At 41.8% G+C, this 17,123-nt stretch carries 16 protein-coding genes; 15 read left to right on the top strand and 1 reads right to left on the bottom strand.

The window, feature by feature from the left end:
• Positions 1 to 5: 5 nt before the first annotated feature.
• Positions 6 to 1,454: an alpha-amylase gene (locus MK395_RS02290; RefSeq protein WP_268711188.1), complete on the bottom strand. Its 1,449-nt coding sequence runs from the start codon at positions 1,452 to 1,454 to the stop codon at positions 6 to 8.
• A gap of 272 nt (positions 1,455 to 1,726) precedes the next feature.
• On the opposite strand from MK395_RS02290, the gene MK395_RS02295 reads away from it, so the two are divergent.
• From MK395_RS02295 to MK395_RS02365, 15 genes are all read left to right on the top strand, one after another.
• Positions 1,727 to 2,890: a class I SAM-dependent rRNA methyltransferase gene (locus MK395_RS02295; RefSeq protein ID WP_268711189.1), complete on the top strand. Its 1,164-nt coding sequence runs from the start codon at positions 1,727 to 1,729 to the stop codon at positions 2,888 to 2,890.
• Entirely contained in the window at positions 2,887 to 3,564 is a 678-nt protein-coding gene (gene aroD, locus MK395_RS02300; protein WP_000767778.1) for a type I 3-dehydroquinate dehydratase, read from the top strand. The genes MK395_RS02295 and aroD overlap by 4 nt, the downstream gene beginning before the upstream one ends.
• Positions 3,554 to 4,408: a shikimate dehydrogenase gene (locus tag MK395_RS02305; protein ID WP_268711190.1), complete on the top strand. Its 855-nt coding sequence runs from the start codon at positions 3,554 to 3,556 to the stop codon at positions 4,406 to 4,408. The genes aroD and MK395_RS02305 overlap by 11 nt, the downstream gene beginning before the upstream one ends.
• 18 nt (positions 4,409 to 4,426) lie before the next feature.
• The gene (gene aroB, locus MK395_RS02310) at positions 4,427 to 5,494 is read left to right on the top strand and encodes a 3-dehydroquinate synthase (RefSeq protein WP_268711191.1); all 1,068 of its coding nucleotides are present in this window, start codon (positions 4,427 to 4,429) and stop codon (positions 5,492 to 5,494) included.
• A gap of 9 nt (positions 5,495 to 5,503) precedes the next feature.
• Positions 5,504 to 6,670 (top strand): chorismate synthase, encoded by a 1,167-nt coding sequence (gene aroC, locus MK395_RS02315; RefSeq protein WP_268711192.1) that lies wholly within the window; start codon positions 5,504 to 5,506, stop codon positions 6,668 to 6,670.
• A 9-nt stretch (positions 6,671 to 6,679) separates the two neighbouring features.
• The gene (locus MK395_RS02320) at positions 6,680 to 7,783 is read left to right on the top strand and encodes a prephenate dehydrogenase (protein WP_268711193.1); all 1,104 of its coding nucleotides are present in this window, start codon (positions 6,680 to 6,682) and stop codon (positions 7,781 to 7,783) included.
• Positions 7,784 to 7,793: 10 nt separating this feature from the next.
• A complete protein-coding gene (locus tag MK395_RS02325; protein ID WP_268711194.1) occupies positions 7,794 to 8,132 on the top strand; it encodes a YlbF/YmcA family competence regulator in 339 nt (112 codons plus the stop codon).
• A 90-nt stretch (positions 8,133 to 8,222) separates the two neighbouring features.
• Positions 8,223 to 9,506 (top strand): 3-phosphoshikimate 1-carboxyvinyltransferase, encoded by a 1,284-nt coding sequence (gene aroA, locus MK395_RS02330; protein WP_268711195.1) that lies wholly within the window; start codon positions 8,223 to 8,225, stop codon positions 9,504 to 9,506.
• Positions 9,499 to 9,975 (top strand): shikimate kinase, encoded by a 477-nt coding sequence (locus tag MK395_RS02335; RefSeq protein ID WP_268711196.1) that lies wholly within the window; start codon positions 9,499 to 9,501, stop codon positions 9,973 to 9,975. The genes aroA and MK395_RS02335 overlap by 8 nt, the downstream gene beginning before the upstream one ends.
• A complete protein-coding gene (pheA, locus tag MK395_RS02340; protein ID WP_268711197.1) occupies positions 9,972 to 10,820 on the top strand; it encodes a prephenate dehydratase in 849 nt (282 codons plus the stop codon). The genes MK395_RS02335 and pheA overlap by 4 nt, the downstream gene beginning before the upstream one ends.
• Positions 10,817 to 12,112 carry an LCP family protein gene (locus MK395_RS02345; RefSeq protein WP_268711198.1) on the top strand — a complete coding sequence of 432 codons (1,296 nt, stop codon included), beginning with the start codon at positions 10,817 to 10,819 and terminating at the stop codon, positions 12,110 to 12,112. The genes pheA and MK395_RS02345 overlap by 4 nt, the downstream gene beginning before the upstream one ends.
• A gap of 144 nt (positions 12,113 to 12,256) precedes the next feature.
• Positions 12,257 to 13,093 carry a LicD family protein gene (locus MK395_RS02350; protein WP_268711199.1) on the top strand — a complete coding sequence of 279 codons (837 nt, stop codon included), beginning with the start codon at positions 12,257 to 12,259 and terminating at the stop codon, positions 13,091 to 13,093.
• Positions 13,090 to 14,058, top strand: coding sequence for a glycosyltransferase family 2 protein (locus tag MK395_RS02355; RefSeq protein ID WP_049520682.1), 969 nt, complete (start codon positions 13,090 to 13,092; stop codon positions 14,056 to 14,058). Before MK395_RS02350 ends, MK395_RS02355 begins: the two co-directional genes overlap by 4 nt.
• Positions 14,059 to 14,079: 21 nt before the next feature.
• Positions 14,080 to 16,239, top strand: a complete 2,160-nt coding sequence (locus MK395_RS02360) for a LicD family protein (RefSeq protein ID WP_001011682.1) — start codon at positions 14,080 to 14,082, stop codon at positions 16,237 to 16,239.
• Between the two features lie 57 nt (positions 16,240 to 16,296).
• Positions 16,297 to 17,109 carry a LicD family protein gene (locus MK395_RS02365; RefSeq protein ID WP_000004177.1) on the top strand — a complete coding sequence of 271 codons (813 nt, stop codon included), beginning with the start codon at positions 16,297 to 16,299 and terminating at the stop codon, positions 17,107 to 17,109.
• Positions 17,110 to 17,123: the final 14 nt, after the last annotated feature.

Raw genomic sequence — 17,123 nt, forward strand, 5'->3', positions numbered from 1 at the left:
TAGGTTTATTTTGTTGCCCAGACACTGACTGAACCCGCTGCTACTGGAAATTCTCCATACCCTTCAGCATTGATTGTAACTTGTGCTGGATGATTTTCAAGGAGATCAACAAAAGTCTGCTCAGCCCATTCTTGACCGACAAACATGGATTTGCTGTTTTCTTGGTCATTTGAGATAAGGACAGCGATCGGGGATTGGTTTTCAGCGCCTGAACGAACCCATCCGATGCAGTTGGCATCGTCAAAGTAGTCTGTTTGCTCTCCATAGGCCAAATCTTTTCGGATGGCTAGGAGACGGTCAAGAACTTCTATGAAATCTTCTTGGGCATATTGCCCTGAAATGCCGTAATAGTCTCCATAAAAGACACATGGAAGGCCTTGCTCACGAAGAAGGATGAGCGCATAGGCTGCTGGCTTGAACCATTCTTCAACAGTAGACTCAAGGGCTTGTCCTCGTTGAGTATCATGGTTGTCGACAAAGGTTACAGCCTTATCGGGTTTTAGTTCAACCAAGCTATCTGTGAAAATGTTACGAAGGTCGTAGCTTGCTCCAGCATGGCTAGCTTCAAAGAGGTTTTGGTGGAGGCGAACATCGACAAGGTCAAAGCGTTCTTCCGTTTTTTCAAGATAGTCCAGATTGGCTTCCTTATCAGGATTCCAAAATTCACCAAAAACATAGAAATCCTCACCGTATTTTTCCTTCATATCACGAATGAAATTGCCCATAAAGAAGGAGTCGATGTGCTTAACGGCATCCAAGCGGAAACCAGCTACACCAGTCGTTTCCATGAACCAGTCAGCCCAGTCATAGATGTTTTGGATGACTTCAGGGTGTTTAAAGTCCAGGTCAGCATACATGAGGTAGTCGTAGTTACCGTTTTCGTTATCGACCAATTCCTCATTTGCCCAGCCTTTGTTGTCCCCCTGGATCAAGTAAATGCCAGACTTACGGCGCTTGGCATCATAGTCTGTACCTGTGAAGTGGTACCAGTGCCAGTGGAAGTCATTGTAGGTGTCTTGGCGACCATCGAAGGTGAAGTGGGTCCAGCCATTAATAGTAAAGGGCTCGCTTAGTTGAACGGTACGATCCTCAGGGTCCACTTCAATAACCTGAAAGGCTTCCATGTGATCGGCTGCAGCCTTGTGATTGAGCACCACATCGGCCATAGGTTGAATTCCCTGTGCCTTTAGGGCTTGAATGGCTTGAAGATAGTCTTCTTTAAACCCATACTTGGTGCGGACAGTACCTTTTTGGTTAAACTCGCCTAAGTCGAATAAGTCATAGACCCCATAGCCGACATCTTTTTCATTGGTTGCCTTAAAAGCTGGTGGCATCCAGACGTGACTAATCCCCAGATGAGCTAGGTGTGAAGCATCTTCAGCCAGTCGCGTCCAGTGTTGGCCGTCGTGAGGCAAATACCATTCAAAGTATTGCATAAGTGTCTGATTTTGCATTGTTTTTCCTCTTGCTTATCAATGTTGTGTTTTATTCTACCATAAAGTTCAGAACTAGGCAAACGTTTGCGCAAGATTCTATACTCATTTCTGAAATTGTCTATTTTTATCGATTAAAATCTCTCTTTCCATCACAAGGGAAAGGATGTTTTGGTGAAAAAGTAAATGGAATAAACTTATTTTAACAAAAATGACACTCAGTAAACTAAAGTACAAATGGTTAAACGGTTTCTTTTTTGAGAATTGTCACAAAATTTGCTATAATAGTAGCTATGAATAGAATTAGGGTCAGCAGACGCGTTGAAAAAAAGCTAGCTAAGGGTCTAGTTCTTTTGGAAGCAAGTGATTTAACAGATATTGAACTGACGGATCAGGCAGTAGAAGTTCTTAGTCAAGACGGGAAGTTTTTAGGGAGCGCCTATCTTTCTCAACAGAATAAGGGAATCGGTTGGTTCATCAGCAAGGAAAAGGTTCGTTTCAATCAAGCCTTTTTTGAAATCCTGTTTCGTAAGGCCAAGGAAGCTAGAAAGCCTTATTATCAAGATGACTTGACCACTGCCTTTCGCCTTTTTAACCAAGAGGGGGATGGTTTTGGTGGTCTGACTGTTGATCTCTATGGAGATTATGCTGTCTTTTCTTGGTACAACTCCTTTGTTTACCAGATTCGTGAGCTGATCGTAAAGGCTTTTAAGGAAGTTTTCCCTGAGGTCTTGGGAGCTTATGAAAAGATTCGTTTTAAAGGTCTAGACTACGAGTCTGCCTATGTTTATGGTGAGGAAGCGCCAAATTATTTTACTGTTCTTGAGAATGGCGTGCTCTATCAAGTCTTTATGAATGATGGCTTGATGACAGGGATTTTCCTAGACCAGCATGAGGTTCGTGGGAATCTGGTTGACGGCCTAGCTATGGGCAAATCTTTGCTCAATATGTTTTCCTATACGGCTGCCTTTTCAGTTGCTGCAGCTATGGGAGGCGCCAGTGAGACGACTTCTGTCGACTTGGCCAAACGGTCTAGAGAGCTGTCAGAAGCCCATTTTCATGCAAATGGACTCAGCACGGACAATCATCGTTTTATCGTTATGGATGTCTTTGAGTACTTCAAGTATGCCAAGAGAAAAGGCTTGACCTATGATGTGATTGTGCTTGATCCGCCGAGCTTTGCCCGCAATAAAAAACAAACATTCTCTGTAGCTAAGGACTATCACAAGTTGATTTCCCAGAGTCTAGAGATTTTAAATCCGGGAGGCATTATCATTGCCAGTACCAATGCTGCCAATGTTTCCCGCCAGAAATTTACAGAACAAATTGATAAAGGTTTTGCAGGAAGAAAATATCAGATTTTAAACCAATATGGTCTTCCAGCAGACTTTGCCCATAATAAAAAAGATGAAAGCAGTAATTACCTCAAGGTGATTAGTATGAAGGTTAGTAGATGAAATTAATCGTTTCAGTAATGCCAAGAAGTTTAGAAGAAGCGCAAGAACTGGATGCCACTAGGTATGAAGATGCCGATATCATTGAGTGGCGTGCGGACTTTCTTACAAAGGACGCTATTTTACAGGTAGCACCCGCTATCTTTGAGAAATTTGCAGGACGCGAACTGGTCTTTACCCTTCGGACCCGCGCTGAGGGAGGAGAAATCGAACTTTCCTCAGAAGAGTATGTTCAAATCATCAAGGAAGTTACTCAGCTTTATCAGCCGGATTATGTAGATTTTGAGTATTTCAGCTACAAGGACGTTTTTGAGGAAATGTTGGATTTTCCAAATCTTGTTTTGAGTTACCATAACTTCCAGGAGACACCTGAAAACATGATGGAAATCTTGTCTGAGTTAACCAGTCTCTCTCCGAAAGTGGTCAAGGTATCAGTTATGGCCCATACGGAGCAGGATGTTTTAGATCTGATGAACTACACACGAGGATTTAAGACACTCAATCCTGAGCAAGAGTACGTGACCATTTCCATGGGGAAAATGGGCAAGGTATCTCGTATCACTTCAGATGTGACAGGTTCAAGTTGGTCATTTGCTAGTCTGGATGAAGCGAGTGCCCCAGGTCAGATTTCGCTATCAAACATGAAGAAAATCAGGGAGATTTTGGATGAAGCTTGATGGCTATACACGTTTAGCTGCAGTTGTTGCAAATCCCATCAAACACTCTATTTCACCCTTTATCCACAATAGGGCCTTTGAGGCGACAGCTATTAATGGTGCCTATGTAGCTTGGGAGATTGAAGTGAGTGACTTGGCAGAAACAGTCGCCAATATTCGCCGTTACCAGATGTTTGGGATTAATCTCTCCATGCCTTACAAGGAGCAGGTTATTCCTTATCTGGATGAGTTGAGTGATGAGGCTCGTTTGATTGGGGCGGTCAATACTGTTGTCAATCATAATGGCACTTTAATTGGATATAATACAGATGGCAAGGGATTTTTTAAGAGCTTGCCTTCTTTTACAATCTCAGATAAGAAAATGACCATTCTGGGAGCAGGGGGCGCGGCCAAATCAATTTTGGCGCAAGCTATTTTGGATGGCGTCAGTCAGATTTCGGTCTTTGTTCGTTCAGTTTCTACGGAAAAAACAAGACCTTACCTAGATAAGTTACAGGAGCAGACAGGCTTTAAAGTGGACTTGTATGCTTTAGAGGATCTTTTTGAACTGCAATCAAGGGTTGCTGAGTCGGACCTGCTCGTCAATGCGACTAGTGTGGGAATGGATGGTCAGTCGTCGCCAGTTCCAGAAAGTATCAATTTGCCAGAGGCTCTCTTGGTCGCAGATATCATTTACCAACCTTTTGAGACACCATTTTTGAAATGGGCTAGAAGCCAGGGCAATCCAGCTGTCAATGGTCTAGGAATGTTGCTCTATCAGGCTGCTGAAGCTTTTCAACTGTGGACAGGTAAAGAAATGCCGACAGAAGAAATTTGGCAGTCCTTAACAGAAAAATATAAATAGTGAAAAGGAGACCCTACTATGAAAATCAGAATCGATATTCCGCATCATCCTTATGATATTCAGATTGAAAAAGGTTGTCTGGCTCAGGCTGGTCAATGGTTGCGAGAACTCTGGCAACCTCAAAAAGTGGTCATTGTAACCGATAACCATGTAGCTTCTCTCTATGCAGAGAAGGTTAAACTCAGCCTAGAAGATGCTGGTTTTCAGGTAGCTGTTTTTGACTTTTTAGAAGGCGAAGAACGAAAAAATTTAACCACTGTTCAGAAAGTCTATGAGTTTCTAGTTAAGCAGGGTTTGACTCGTAGCGATGGAATCGTGGCTCTAGGTGGTGGTGTCGTTGGGGACCTAGCTGGTTTCGTAGCCTCTACCTATATGCGAGGCATTCACTTTGTTCAGATTCCGACTAGTTTGACAGCCCAGGTGGATTCTTCTATCGGTGGAAAGACGGGTGTCAATACTCCTTTTGCTAAGAATATGGTGGGAACTTTTGCCCAACCAGATGGGGTTCTGATTGATCCGCTTGTCCTTGAAACACTCGGAAAAAGAGAGCTGATTGAAGGAATGGGTGAGGTTATCAAGTACGGCTTGATTGAGGACCCAGAACTGTGGGCCCTCTTGACGGAGCTAGATGGTTCTGTAGAGAGTATACTGGAACATGCGGAGACTTTGATTGAACATTCTTGTCAGGTGAAGCGCAAGATGGTGGTTGAGGATGAGTTGGACAACGGTGTCCGTCTTTACCTCAATTTTGGTCACACTATTGGTCATGCCATTGAAGCAACGGCTGGTTATGGCAAGGTCATGCATGGAGAAGCTGTGGCCATGGGAATGGTACAGATTTCCAAGGTTGCTGAGGGAAAAGGCCTCATGCCAGCTGGCCTAACCCAGTCCATTAGAGAGATGTGCCAGAAATTTGGACTACCTGTTGACTATGAAAACTGGGATGTTGACAAGCTTTATCAGGCTTTGACTCATGACAAGAAAGCACGTGGCAACACCTTGAAATTGGTCTTGGTACCAGAGCTTGGTTCAGCGACCATTCACCCAGTTTCTCTGGAAGAGATGAAAGACTACTTGGTAAAATAAGGAGAACGTATGAGATATTTAACTGCAGGAGAATCACACGGTCCTCGTTTGACGGCTATCATTGAAGGAATTCCCGCTGGACTTCCTTTGACAGCTGAGGATATTAATGGAGACCTTAAACGCCGTCAGGGTGGCTATGGTCGTGGTGGCCGTATGAAAATTGAGAGTGACCAGGTTGTCTTTACTTCAGGTGTTCGCCACGGGAAGACGACAGGGGCTCCTATTACCATGGATGTCATCAACAAAGACCACCAAAAATGGCTGGACATCATGTCTGCAGAAGACATCGAAGACCGCCTCAAAAGCAAGCGAAAAATCACTCATCCTCGTCCAGGTCACGCCGACTTGGTAGGGGGGATCAAGTATCGTTTTGATGATTTACGAAATTCTTTGGAACGTTCATCAGCTCGTGAAACCACCATGCGAGTAGCAGTTGGAGCAGTAGCCAAACGTCTCTTAACTGAACTGGGTATGGAGATTGCCAACCACGTTGTAGTTTTTGGAGGCAAGAAAATTGATGTACCTGAAAATCTGACAGTGGCCGAGATTAAGGAACGAGCTGCCCAGTCTGAAGTTTCTATTGTTAACCAAGAGCGGGAACAGGAAATCAAGGATTACATTGACCAAATCAAGCGTGACGGTGATACTATCGGTGGAGTTGTGGAGACAGTTGTCGGAGGCGTACCAGTCGGCCTTGGTTCCTATGTTCAATGGGACAGAAAATTGGATGCGCGATTGGCCCAAGCAGTTGTTTCTATCAATGCCTTTAAAGGAGTAGAATTTGGTCTCGGCTTTGAAGCTGGTTACCGTAAAGGCAGCCAGGTTATGGATGAAATTCTCTGGTCTAAAGAAGACGGCTATACTCGTCGTACCAATAATCTGGGTGGTTTCGAAGGTGGTATGACCAATGGGCAACCGATCGTTGTTCGAGGTGTCATGAAACCCATTCCCACCCTTTATAAACCACTTATGAGTGTGGATATCGAGACTCACGAACCCTATAAGGCAACTGTAGAGAGAAGTGATCCAACTGCTCTTCCAGCAGCAGGTGTGGTCATGGAAGCCGTTGTAGCAACAGTTCTAGCACAAGAAATTCTTGAAAAATTCTCATCAGATAATCTTGAGGAATTAAAAGAGGCAGTTGACAAGCACCGAGACTATACAAAGAACTATTAAGGAGTCTTTATGGCAAAAACCATCTATATCGCAGGTCTCGGTTTGATTGGTGCTTCGATGGCGCTCGGTATCAAGCGTGATCATCCGGATTATGAAATTTTAGGTTATAATCGCAGTCAGGCTTCGAGAGACATTGCCTTGGAGCGAGGAATGATAGACCGTGCAACGGATGATTTTGCCAGTTTTGCTCCTCTGGCTGATGTCATCATTCTGACCTTGCCAATCAAGCAGACCATTGCATTTATCCAGGAGTTGGCAACTATAGACTTGAAAGAAGGCGTCATTATCTCAGATGCTGGTTCGACCAAGTCAGCCATTGTGGAAGCAGCTGAGCAGTATTTGGCTGGTAAGCCTGTTCGCTTTGTTGGGGCCCATCCAATGGCTGGTAGCCACAAGACAGGAGCTGCATCTGCTGATGTTAATCTCTTTGAAAATGCCTACTATATCTTTACTCCATCGAGTTTGACCACTCCAGAAACTCTTTCAGAAATGAAGGACCTACTTTCTGGTCTCCATGCTCGCTTCATTGAAATTGATGCTAAGGAGCACGATCGAGTAACTTCACAGATTAGCCATTTTCCCCATATCTTGGCATCAGGTCTCATGGAGCAGACAGCTGTCTATGCTCAAGAACATGAGATGACAAGGCGCTTTGCGGCGGGTGGTTTTCGAGATATGACACGGATTGCAGAGAGTGAACCAGGTATGTGGACCTCTATTCTCTTGTCCAATCGCGAGACCATCCTAGAGCGGATTGAGGATTTCAAGGAGCGCCTAGATGAGATTGGTCAGGCTATTAGCAGGGGGGAAGAAGAGCATATTTGGAACTTTTTCAACCAAGCGCGTGAGCAACGTCAGGCCATGGAAATCCATAAGCGTGGTGGTGTGGATAGCTCTTACGACCTCTATGTTGACGTTCCCGATGAAGAAGATGTTATCTTGCGGATTTTGGAATTGCTACGTGGTACTTCTTTGGTTAATATCCACATCAACGAAGAAAACCGTGAAGATGTTCACGGGATTCTACAAATTTCATTTAAAAATGCTCAAGATTTAGAACGAGCGGAACGCTTAATTACAGAAAATACAGACTACACAGTCGTTATCAAATAAGGAGAAAACCATGTCAAATATTTACGATAGTGCAAATGAACTCAGTCGCGGGTTACGCGAATTACCAGAATACAAGGCGGTTAAGGTAGCCAAAGATACCATCCAAGCTGATGAACAAGCTAGCAAGATTTTTGCAGACTACCTCGCTTTCCAGCAAGAAATCCAAGTCATGGCGCAAACGGGACAAATGCCAGACGCCTCTTTCCAAGAAAAGATGCAGTCTTTCAGCAAACAAATCCAAGAGAACGCTCTTTTGTCAGATTTCTTTGCCAAACAGCAACAATTGTCCATTTACCTTTCGGACATTGAAAAAATTGTCTTTGAACCTGTTTCAGAATTATTGAAATAGTATTTTATCTGTATAAAAGCCAGAAATTTCAGGAATTTCTGGCTTTTTTGTGATAAAATAAGAAAAAGTATTGCAAGTATGAGGTCAACTATGAAACTAAAAACAAACATTCGCCACTTACATGGCAATATCCGGGTTCCAGGTGACAAGTCTATCAGCCACCGTTCGATTATTTTTGGAAGTTTGGCTGAGGGCGAGACTAAGGTATATGATATTCTGCGTGGAGAGGATGTACTTTCAACCATGCAGGTTTTTCGTGACCTTGGTGTTGAAATTGAGGACAAAGATGGGGTTATTACCATTCAAGGTGTAGGCATGGATGGCTTAAAAGCTCCGCAAAACGCCTTGGATATGGGGAATTCTGGCACCTCGATTCGTCTGATTTCAGGTGTCCTTGCTGGGGCTGATTTTGAAGTAGAGATGTTTGGAGACGACAGTCTATCCAAACGTCCTATGGACCGTGTGACGATTCCACTGAAAAAAATGGGCGTTAGTATTTCGGGGCAAACGGAGCGAGACCTGCCCCCTCTTCACTTAAAAGGGATGAAAAACCTAACACCTATTCACTATGAGTTGCCAATCGCCTCTGCTCAAGTCAAGTCCGCCTTGATATTTGCAGCCCTGCAGGCTCAGGGGGAGTCCGTTATTATCGAGAAAGAATGTACTCGTAACCACACCGAAGATATGCTACGACAATTTGGTGGCCATTTAAGTGTGGATGGCAAGGAAATCACAGTTCAAGGACCACAAAGACTGACAGGACAAAAGGTAGTTGTCCCAGGAGATATCTCCAGTGCAGCATTTTGGCTAGTAGCAGGTTTAATTGTTCCAGATTCTCGTGTGGAACTTAAGAACGTTGGTATCAATGAAACACGCACAGGGATTCTTGATGTCATTCGCGCCATGGGTGGAAAACTAGAAATAACTGAAATCAATCCGGTCGCTAAATCAGCAACCTTAACTGTCGAGTCTTCTGACTTAAAAGGAACAGAGATTGGTGGATCCTTGATTCCCCGTTTGATTGATGAATTGCCCATTATTGCCCTTTTAGCGACACAAGCACAAGGTGTAACGGTCATTAAGGATGCTGAGGAACTCAAGGTAAAGGAGACAGACCGCATTCAAGTGGTGGCAGATGCCTTAAATAGCATGGGGGCGGATATCACTCCTACAGCAGACGGGATGATTATTAAAGGAAAATCAAGACTTCATGGCGCTAGAGTCAATACGTTTGGTGACCATCGAATTGGAATGATGACAGCCATCGCAGCCCTCTTGGTTGCGGATGGAGAAGTGGAACTTGATCGTGCTGAAGCCATCAATACCAGCTATCCTAGCTTCTTTGATGATTTGGAGACTTTGATTCATGGCTAAGGTATTACTCGGATTTATGGGGGCAGGTAAGTCGACAATAGCCAGAGGATTGGACCCAGACTACATCGATATGGATGCCTTAATCGAGGAACGTTTGGGCATGTCCATTGCGGATTTCTTCGCTGAAAAAGGAGAAGTGGCATTTCGTCAAATAGAGTCAGAAGTCCTAGCTGACTTACTAAAAACGGACCGAGTTGTGTCAACTGGTGGAGGAGTAGTCGGTTCTCAGAGAAATCGTGACTTGCTAAATATTAATCCTGATAACATCTACCTAAAAGCAGATTTTGAAACCCTTTACCAACGTATTTCAGCTGATAGGGATAATCAACGGCCACTTTTTCTCAACAACAGTAAGGAAGAGTTGCGAGAGATTTTTCAAGAAAGACAAGCTTGGTATGAGGAAGTAGCCAGTCAAGTTCTGGATGTGACCAAGTTAAGCCCAGAGGAAATTATAGAGGAACTGAGATGAAAATTGCCTATCTAGGTCCCAAGGGATCTTTTTCGCATCATGTTGTGCAGACAGCCTTTCCCAAAGAGGAATTGCATGCCTTTGCCAATATCACAGATGTTATCAAAGCCTATGAACAGGGCTTGGTGGACTATTCTGTGGTACCAGTTGAAAACTCCATTGAAGGTAGTGTCCATGAAAGTTTGGATTACCTTTTTCACCAGGCTCGCATCCAAGCAGTTGCAGAAATTGTTCAACCCATTCACCAGCAACTGATGGCAGTTCCTGGTCATACTAAAATTGAGAAAATTTTTTCTCATCCCCAGGCTCTGGCTCAAGGAAAGAAATTCATCGACAAACACTATCCAGAGGCCCAAATCGAGGTGACAGCTAGTACAGCCTATGCAGCTCGCTTTATTTCGGAACATCCAGATCAGCCTTATGCAGCTATTGCTCCTAAAAGTTCAGCTGAAGAATATGGCTTGGAATTGATTGCAGAGGATATTCAGGAAATGGAAGCAAATTTCACACGTTTTTGGGTGTTAGGGGCAGACATACCGAAGATTCCTTTGAACTCACAGGCTGAAAAAATGAGTTTGGCCTTGACCTTACCAGACAACCTACCTGGTGCTCTTTACAAGGCACTTTCGACCTTTGCTTGGAGAGGGATTGACTTAACAAAGATTGAAAGTCGCCCCCTTAAAACGGCCTTGGGAGAATACTTTTTCATTATCGATGTAGACTATAGTGACAAAGAACTGGTTCATTTTGCCAGACAAGAACTAGAAGCCATTGGAATCCAGCACAAGATACTGGGAACCTACCCGATTTTTACCATAACTGATATAGAAAAGGAGAGTCAATGAGCAAAGAAAATCCTTTAAGTCATCACGAGCAGTTACGTTATGATTATCTCTTCAAAAATATCCATTACCTCAACGACCGTGAACGGAGGGAATTTGATTATCTGCAACAGAAAATGGCAGGTCCCAAGTCTGAAGTTCACCCTTCCTACCAAGAAGAAAAAGAAGAAACTTGGGGTAGAGATATTGATCTTCCGACCTACGGCAGTAGAAGCCGGTCTAAGAAACGTGAAAAGGTAGCTCCTCAACCTAAAGTCAAAAAGAAAAAGAGAAGAATTCGCTTCAAACGAATACTGACTTGGCTCTTGCTGTTGATTACCTGTGTGCTTGCAGGGATGATTTTTATGTTTCTTCGAGGTTTCCAGTCAGCAGCCAATCCAACAAATAAGCCAGCTGACGCCAAGGCAGCTCAAGTAGAGGTCTTTAACGGTCAGGATACCAAAGATGGTGTGAATATTTTAGTGATGGGGACAGATGGCCGTATCGGTCAAAATAGTGCAGAAACCCGTACCGACACAATCATGGTACTGAATGTCAGTGGATCGGATAAGAAGATTAAACTAGTCAGCTTTATGCGTGACAACTTGGTTTATATCGACGGGTACAGTAAGATTGTAAATGGCCAGAAACAGACGGATAACAAGCTAAATGTTGCCTATGAACTTGGGGAACAAGAAGGGCAAAAAGGTGCTGAAATGGTCCGCAAGGTTCTAAAAGACAACTTTGATTTGGATATTAAGTACTATGCCCTAGTCGACTTCCAGGCCTTTGCAACAGCTATTGATACCCTCTTCCCTGATGGAGTAACGATTGATGCCCAATTCTCAACATTGAATGGTCAACCTTTAACAGAAGCCACAGTTGGAGATGACCTTCATGCAACAGAGACAGAGTCCCCAACTCAAACCATCAAAGTTGGAAAACAGCAAATGAATGGCTCCACCTTGCTGAACTATGCTCGCTTCCGTGATGATGATGAGGGAGACTATGGCCGTACCAAACGTCAGCAACAAGTGATGTCAGCTGTTCTTGAGCAAATCAAAGATCCAACCAAGCTCTTTACGGGATCAGAGGCACTTGGAAAAGTCTTTGGCATGACCTCAACAAATCTACCATATAGCTTCTTGTTGACCAATGGCTTATCTGTCCTAGAAGGTGCTCAAAATGGCATTGAAAGACTCACCGTCCCAGAACTTGGTGACTGGGTAGATGCTTATGATATCTATGGTGGACAAGGACTTCTGGTCGATCAAAATAAATACCAGATCAAACTCGCCCAAATGGGAATGAGATAGAATGCTATAAAAGAAATCAAAGTTTGAATCACTAGTAAAAAAGTGGTTTAGGCTTTGATTTTTCTTAGTATCTGATGGATTTTTAGGGCTTTTTTATGGTATAATAAAACGATATAACTCGTTATTGGACAGAAGAGGAGAGACATGAGTGATTTGAAAGCGATTCAGGCTCGTAGTCTGGAAATGGCTGAATATTTCGTCGCATTTTGTAAAGAACATGATTTGTTGTGCTATCTCTGTGGTGGAGGAGCCATTGGCGCCCTTCGTAATAAGGGCTTCATTCCTTGGGATGATGATCTAGACTTTTTCATGCCACGTAAGGACTATGAAAAATTAGCAGAACTGTGGCCACGTTATGCAGACGAGCGTTATTTCTTGTCAAAGAGTAACAAAGATTTTGTAGACCGTAACCTTTTTATTACCATTCGTGACAAGGAAACTACTTGTATCAAGCCTTATCAAAAGGATTTGGATTTGCCACACGGTTTGGCCTTGGATGTTTTACCATTGGATTATTATCCTAAAAATCCAGCTGAGCGTAAGAAACAGGTTCGTTGGGCCTTGATTTATTCACTCTTTTGTGCGCAAACTATCCCAGAAAAGCATGGTGCAGTCATGAAATGGGGAAGTCGTATCTTACTCGGCCTGACTCCAAAATCTCTACGTTATCGCATTTGGAAAAAAGCTGAAAAAGAAATGACCAAGTATAGTCTGGCTGAGAGCGATGGAATTACGGAATTATGCTCAGGTCCTGGCTACATGCGAAACAAATACCCAATCGCATCTTTTGAAGACAATCTTTTCTTGCCATTTGAAGGAACTGAGATGCCCATCCCAGTCGGCTATGATACCTATCTCAGCACTGCTTTTGGGGATTATATGACACCGCCATCAGCGGACAAGCAGGTACCGCATCATGATGCTATTATAGCGGACATGGACAAGAGCTACACAGAGTACAAGGGAGAATATGGAGCATGATGGGAGAAAAAATAAGCGTTATCGTTCCGGTCTACAATGTAGAAGCCTATCTGGAGCGATGTGTGGAGTCGATTCTTCAACAGACTTATGCCCATTTTGAGTTAATCCTAATCAACGATGGTTCTACTGATTCTAGTGGACAGATCTGTGATCACTTAGCATCTCAGTATGAGAATATCAAGGTTTATCATATCGAAAATTCTGGTGTTTCAAATGCTAGAAATATGGGAATTCAGCTAGCGACGGGTTCTTGGGTTACCTTTATTGATAGCGATGATTTCGTTACCCAGGATTACCTAGCTACTTTAGCAAGTGCAGTTGAAGGGGTGAATGTAGGCTTTGCAATTGCTCCTCTGCACCATATCAAAAACGGCATTGTAACTGATATACCTTCACATTCTGGAAAAACAGAACTCTGGTCAACAGAAGAAACCATGAAGGAACTACTGATGACTACCAGAACGTCATTTTTTCCAGTTGCAAAACTGTTTAAGAGAGACCTGCTTGCGGATGAAAAGTTTAATACAAATTATCACCTAGCTGAAGATGCCTTATTTTTAACTGAATTGCTACTAAAGACAAGATGTAGTTGCGTCTTTATTGACAAACCTGTTTATTATTATGATCATCGTGAGGGAAGTGCAACAACATCTGTTAATCGATATGTATTTGACACAATAGAAGTTTATCAGCAAATAATTGCTCAAGTTTCACAAGCCTTTCCTAATTTGAAATACGAATTAATAAACAGAGAATGTTGGTCGTACATCACAGTTTACGATAAAATTATCTTTACTTCACGTGAAGAGTATCAAAAGGAGAAAGCCGAGCTGAGGACTTGGATTGTTCAGCATCGACGCGAAATATGGAAAGATGCTTATTTCACCACTTTTCGCAAGGTAGCGATCCTTTCACTTGTCATTTCTCCATGGCTATATAAGAAAATTGTTGGATTAAAAAACTAATATCATGAGAAGGAGTTGAAAATGAATTTTTCAAAAATGGATGAATACTTTGAAAAATCAAAACTATGGATTGCGTATCTATTTGTTTTCATTTCGATTTTAAGTATGAGTTCACTGGTTTATAAGATAGCAAATCCCCTCTACAAGGGATTGTCAGCGATTGTAGTGCTTTATATTTGCTATACCTTATTGTTTAAGTGGAAAGAAATCACAGCAGATCGCAAATTTCTATCCTTATTTGGACTCTTAGCTGGAAGTCATCTGCTATCAGCTATTTTCAATCGCTCTGGACATCTGATTGGAAATGTGATTGAAATCCTCTTCATGGTAACTTATGTTTTATTATTTACCATGTTACAATCAGGGCAACTTAAAAAATTATTTGACTGGATTGCCTATACGGTTCAAATTGTATCTTTTTCTTCAGCAATTTTTGCGTTTGGTTTATTGGTAAGCAGAGTCCTTATCCTATTTAAGATTGGCGAACAATCTTATTACTATGGTGTCATGAATGGCCGTCTGTGGGGGATTGTCAATCCAAATGCTAGTGCGATATTTTCATACATTAGCATTATTTTGGCTATGTATTTGATCCATAAAGGAAGTAAATATTCTGTTTATCTTAAACTGAACAATGTGATTCAATTCGTTTACTTTGCTATGATGCAAAGTCGAGGAGCCTTACTTTCTTTACTTCTCATGATTGGACTCTATAGTTTCTTTGCTACTAGAGGAAGTATCGTTAAACGATTCCTCACTTTTATAGTTGCTGGTTTGCTGATTACTGCAACTAATATTGGATTAAGCTATGTAACTTCAATCTATATCTCATCTGAAACTGCGACTGTCTTAGATTTAAACAAAGGACAATCCTATGCTGAGACAGATTCGTCTGTTACTAAGAAAAACGGTGAGCTCCATCTGATTGAAACAACACCAAGTGGTAGAACCTATATCTGGAAAAATGCCATCAAGATGGGAAGTGCCAAACCAATTTTTGGTTATGGTGTACGAAATGTTCCAGATTACTACACAGAATATTTCAGTAAATTTGAGATTCAAAACTCCCTTATTGGTGGGAATTTCCATAACATTTTTGTGACCATATTTGTCAGTTCGGGAGTTCTAGGTTTGGTATCCTTCCTTCTTGTACTGGCTTATGTCATCAAGCGCTTTTTAACGTATTTGATTGTTTCCAAGAAACATACTGATAAATTGATCATGATTCTTTTCTTTGGTATCTTGTTTGGTCAATTATTTGAAAGTCAGATTATGTATTCAACCAACTTTATTAATATCATCTTCTGGCTAGCGATTGGCTATGGACTCGTAGTCTGCAAACGAGATGAAGGAGTTCGGTACCAAGAAGTAACAGATGTTAAAGAAATTCAAGAGATGGAACTTGGAATCATGGAGTATATTCATGAAGTTTGTCAGAAAATTGGGGTCAAGTATTTCTTAGCATATGGAAGTCTAATTGGTGCTGTTCGCCATCAAGGATTTATCCCTTGGGATGATGACATGGATATCTGCATGTTACGAGAGGATTATGAAAAATTGCAAGACTACCTTATCGCTAACCGTGATGAACGTTACGAAGTTATGTCTTATAAAAATAATCTCAACTATGTCTATCCCTTCATGAAAGTGCAGGATAACCATACTTACTTGCTAGAAGAAGATGTTCGCATCGATTCGAATATGGGAATCTATGTAGATATTTTCCCTGTAGATGGCTACGAGGATGACGTACAATTTAAAAACAAGATGACGAAACTGATAAAGAAACGTCAATTGAGTTGCTACACCTTCAAAGGCATTACCAATACAAAAAGTGTACTGAATTCACTGCTACGTTATGTGTCAGTTATTATTTTCTATTTCACCAATACAAACAAATACGTTGCCCAGATTGAAGAGCTTGCAAAATCCCGTAAAGTCTCAGATTATGAGCAGGTGGATTATCTTATCTACAAGGATATGAACAAACCAGTGTGGAGACGTGAATGGCTGGAACAAGTTACTACTGGAATATTTGAAGGTAAGGAATTTACCATTCCGAAAAACTATCATGAAATTTTGACCTCAGACTACGGAGACTATATGCAGTTGCCACCAGTTGAACAAAGAGTATCTCATCATGATTTTAAATTATGGAAGATTGTTAAAAGGTCTAAATGACGAGATTGGGATTAAGAAACGTTTAAAAAAATAGTCAAATTTAGGAGAATAGAACCTATGTCTGAAAGAACTTTAACTCTTGAAGAAATCAAGCAAGTAGAATTGGATATTTTAAAGTATCTACATGATCTTTGTGAACAACATCAAATCAAATACTTTATTGATTTTGGAACCTTACTAGGAGCTGTACGCCATAAAGGATTTATCCCTTGGGATGATGATACAGATATTTCCTTGGCGCGTGATGAATTTGAAAAACTGTATAAGGTTTTACAAAATGAAAATCATCCCTACTACAAATTGATTTCATTCAGAGAAACAAAGGGATATCCATACAGTTATATGAGAGTCTATGATGTAAGGACTCGTCGAGATGCTAACCTCGTAGACCCAACGGTCGTATTGGGAACTTGCGTTGACATTTTTCCATATGATGGTGTCGTAACACAGGAAAGTGACCGTAAGAAAATGAAGCTCTACAAATATTTCATTCGCCTTTCTTCTTTGAATTTTAAAGGGATCAAGTCTGAGAATGGTGGACTTAAAAACCTCCCTCGTTATATGGGATCAGCTATTTTCCGCTTAACTTCCCCACAGCTATGGAATCAAAAATTAGAGAGCCTTGCTTTGAAGTATAGTGTAGATCAAGCAACAGATCTAACTTGTACTATCTATGACCCTTATTATCCAAATGGTATAAAAAAAGAATGGCTCTATGATTTGATTGATATGCCTTATGAAAACATCGTGGTCAAGGTTCCGAGAAAATACCATGAAATACTTGTCTACGAATTTGGAGAAAACTATATGACTCCACCGCCTATTGAGCAACAAGTCCCAGGAGGGGATAAAAACTACTGGATTGATTAGATTAGTAAAAGTTG

The sequence above is a fragment of the Streptococcus oralis genome (assembly GCF_026782085.1).
Lineage (GTDB): Bacteria > Bacillota > Bacilli > Lactobacillales > Streptococcaceae > Streptococcus > Streptococcus oralis_DA.

What these genes read in the sequence shown, in the direction of transcription:
- aroA (WP_268711195.1), top strand. Translation starts at nt 8,223, where the DNA reads ATGAAACTAAAAACAAACATTCGCCACTTACATGGCAATATCCGGGTT.
- MK395_RS02295 (WP_268711189.1), top strand. Translation starts at nt 1,727, where the DNA reads ATGAATAGAATTAGGGTCAGCAGACGCGTTGAAAAAAAGCTAGCTAAG.
- MK395_RS02350 (WP_268711199.1), top strand. Translation starts at nt 12,257, where the DNA reads ATGAGTGATTTGAAAGCGATTCAGGCTCGTAGTCTGGAAATGGCTGAA.
- MK395_RS02325 (WP_268711194.1), top strand. Translation starts at nt 7,794, where the DNA reads ATGTCAAATATTTACGATAGTGCAAATGAACTCAGTCGCGGGTTACGC.
- aroD (WP_000767778.1), top strand. Translation starts at nt 2,887, where the DNA reads ATGAAATTAATCGTTTCAGTAATGCCAAGAAGTTTAGAAGAAGCGCAA.
- MK395_RS02360 (WP_001011682.1), top strand. Translation starts at nt 14,080, where the DNA reads ATGAATTTTTCAAAAATGGATGAATACTTTGAAAAATCAAAACTATGG.
- MK395_RS02355 (WP_049520682.1), top strand. Translation starts at nt 13,090, where the DNA reads ATGATGGGAGAAAAAATAAGCGTTATCGTTCCGGTCTACAATGTAGAA.
- MK395_RS02305 (WP_268711190.1), top strand. Translation starts at nt 3,554, where the DNA reads ATGAAGCTTGATGGCTATACACGTTTAGCTGCAGTTGTTGCAAATCCC.
- MK395_RS02345 (WP_268711198.1), top strand. Translation starts at nt 10,817, where the DNA reads ATGAGCAAAGAAAATCCTTTAAGTCATCACGAGCAGTTACGTTATGAT.
- aroC (WP_268711192.1), top strand. Translation starts at nt 5,504, where the DNA reads ATGAGATATTTAACTGCAGGAGAATCACACGGTCCTCGTTTGACGGCT.
- MK395_RS02290 (WP_268711188.1), bottom strand. Translation starts at nt 1,454, where the DNA reads ATGCAAAATCAGACACTTATGCAATACTTTGAATGGTATTTGCCTCAC.
- MK395_RS02320 (WP_268711193.1), top strand. Translation starts at nt 6,680, where the DNA reads ATGGCAAAAACCATCTATATCGCAGGTCTCGGTTTGATTGGTGCTTCG.
- MK395_RS02335 (WP_268711196.1), top strand. Translation starts at nt 9,499, where the DNA reads ATGGCTAAGGTATTACTCGGATTTATGGGGGCAGGTAAGTCGACAATA.
- pheA (WP_268711197.1), top strand. Translation starts at nt 9,972, where the DNA reads ATGAAAATTGCCTATCTAGGTCCCAAGGGATCTTTTTCGCATCATGTT.
- MK395_RS02365 (WP_000004177.1), top strand. Translation starts at nt 16,297, where the DNA reads ATGTCTGAAAGAACTTTAACTCTTGAAGAAATCAAGCAAGTAGAATTG.
- aroB (WP_268711191.1), top strand. Translation starts at nt 4,427, where the DNA reads ATGAAAATCAGAATCGATATTCCGCATCATCCTTATGATATTCAGATT.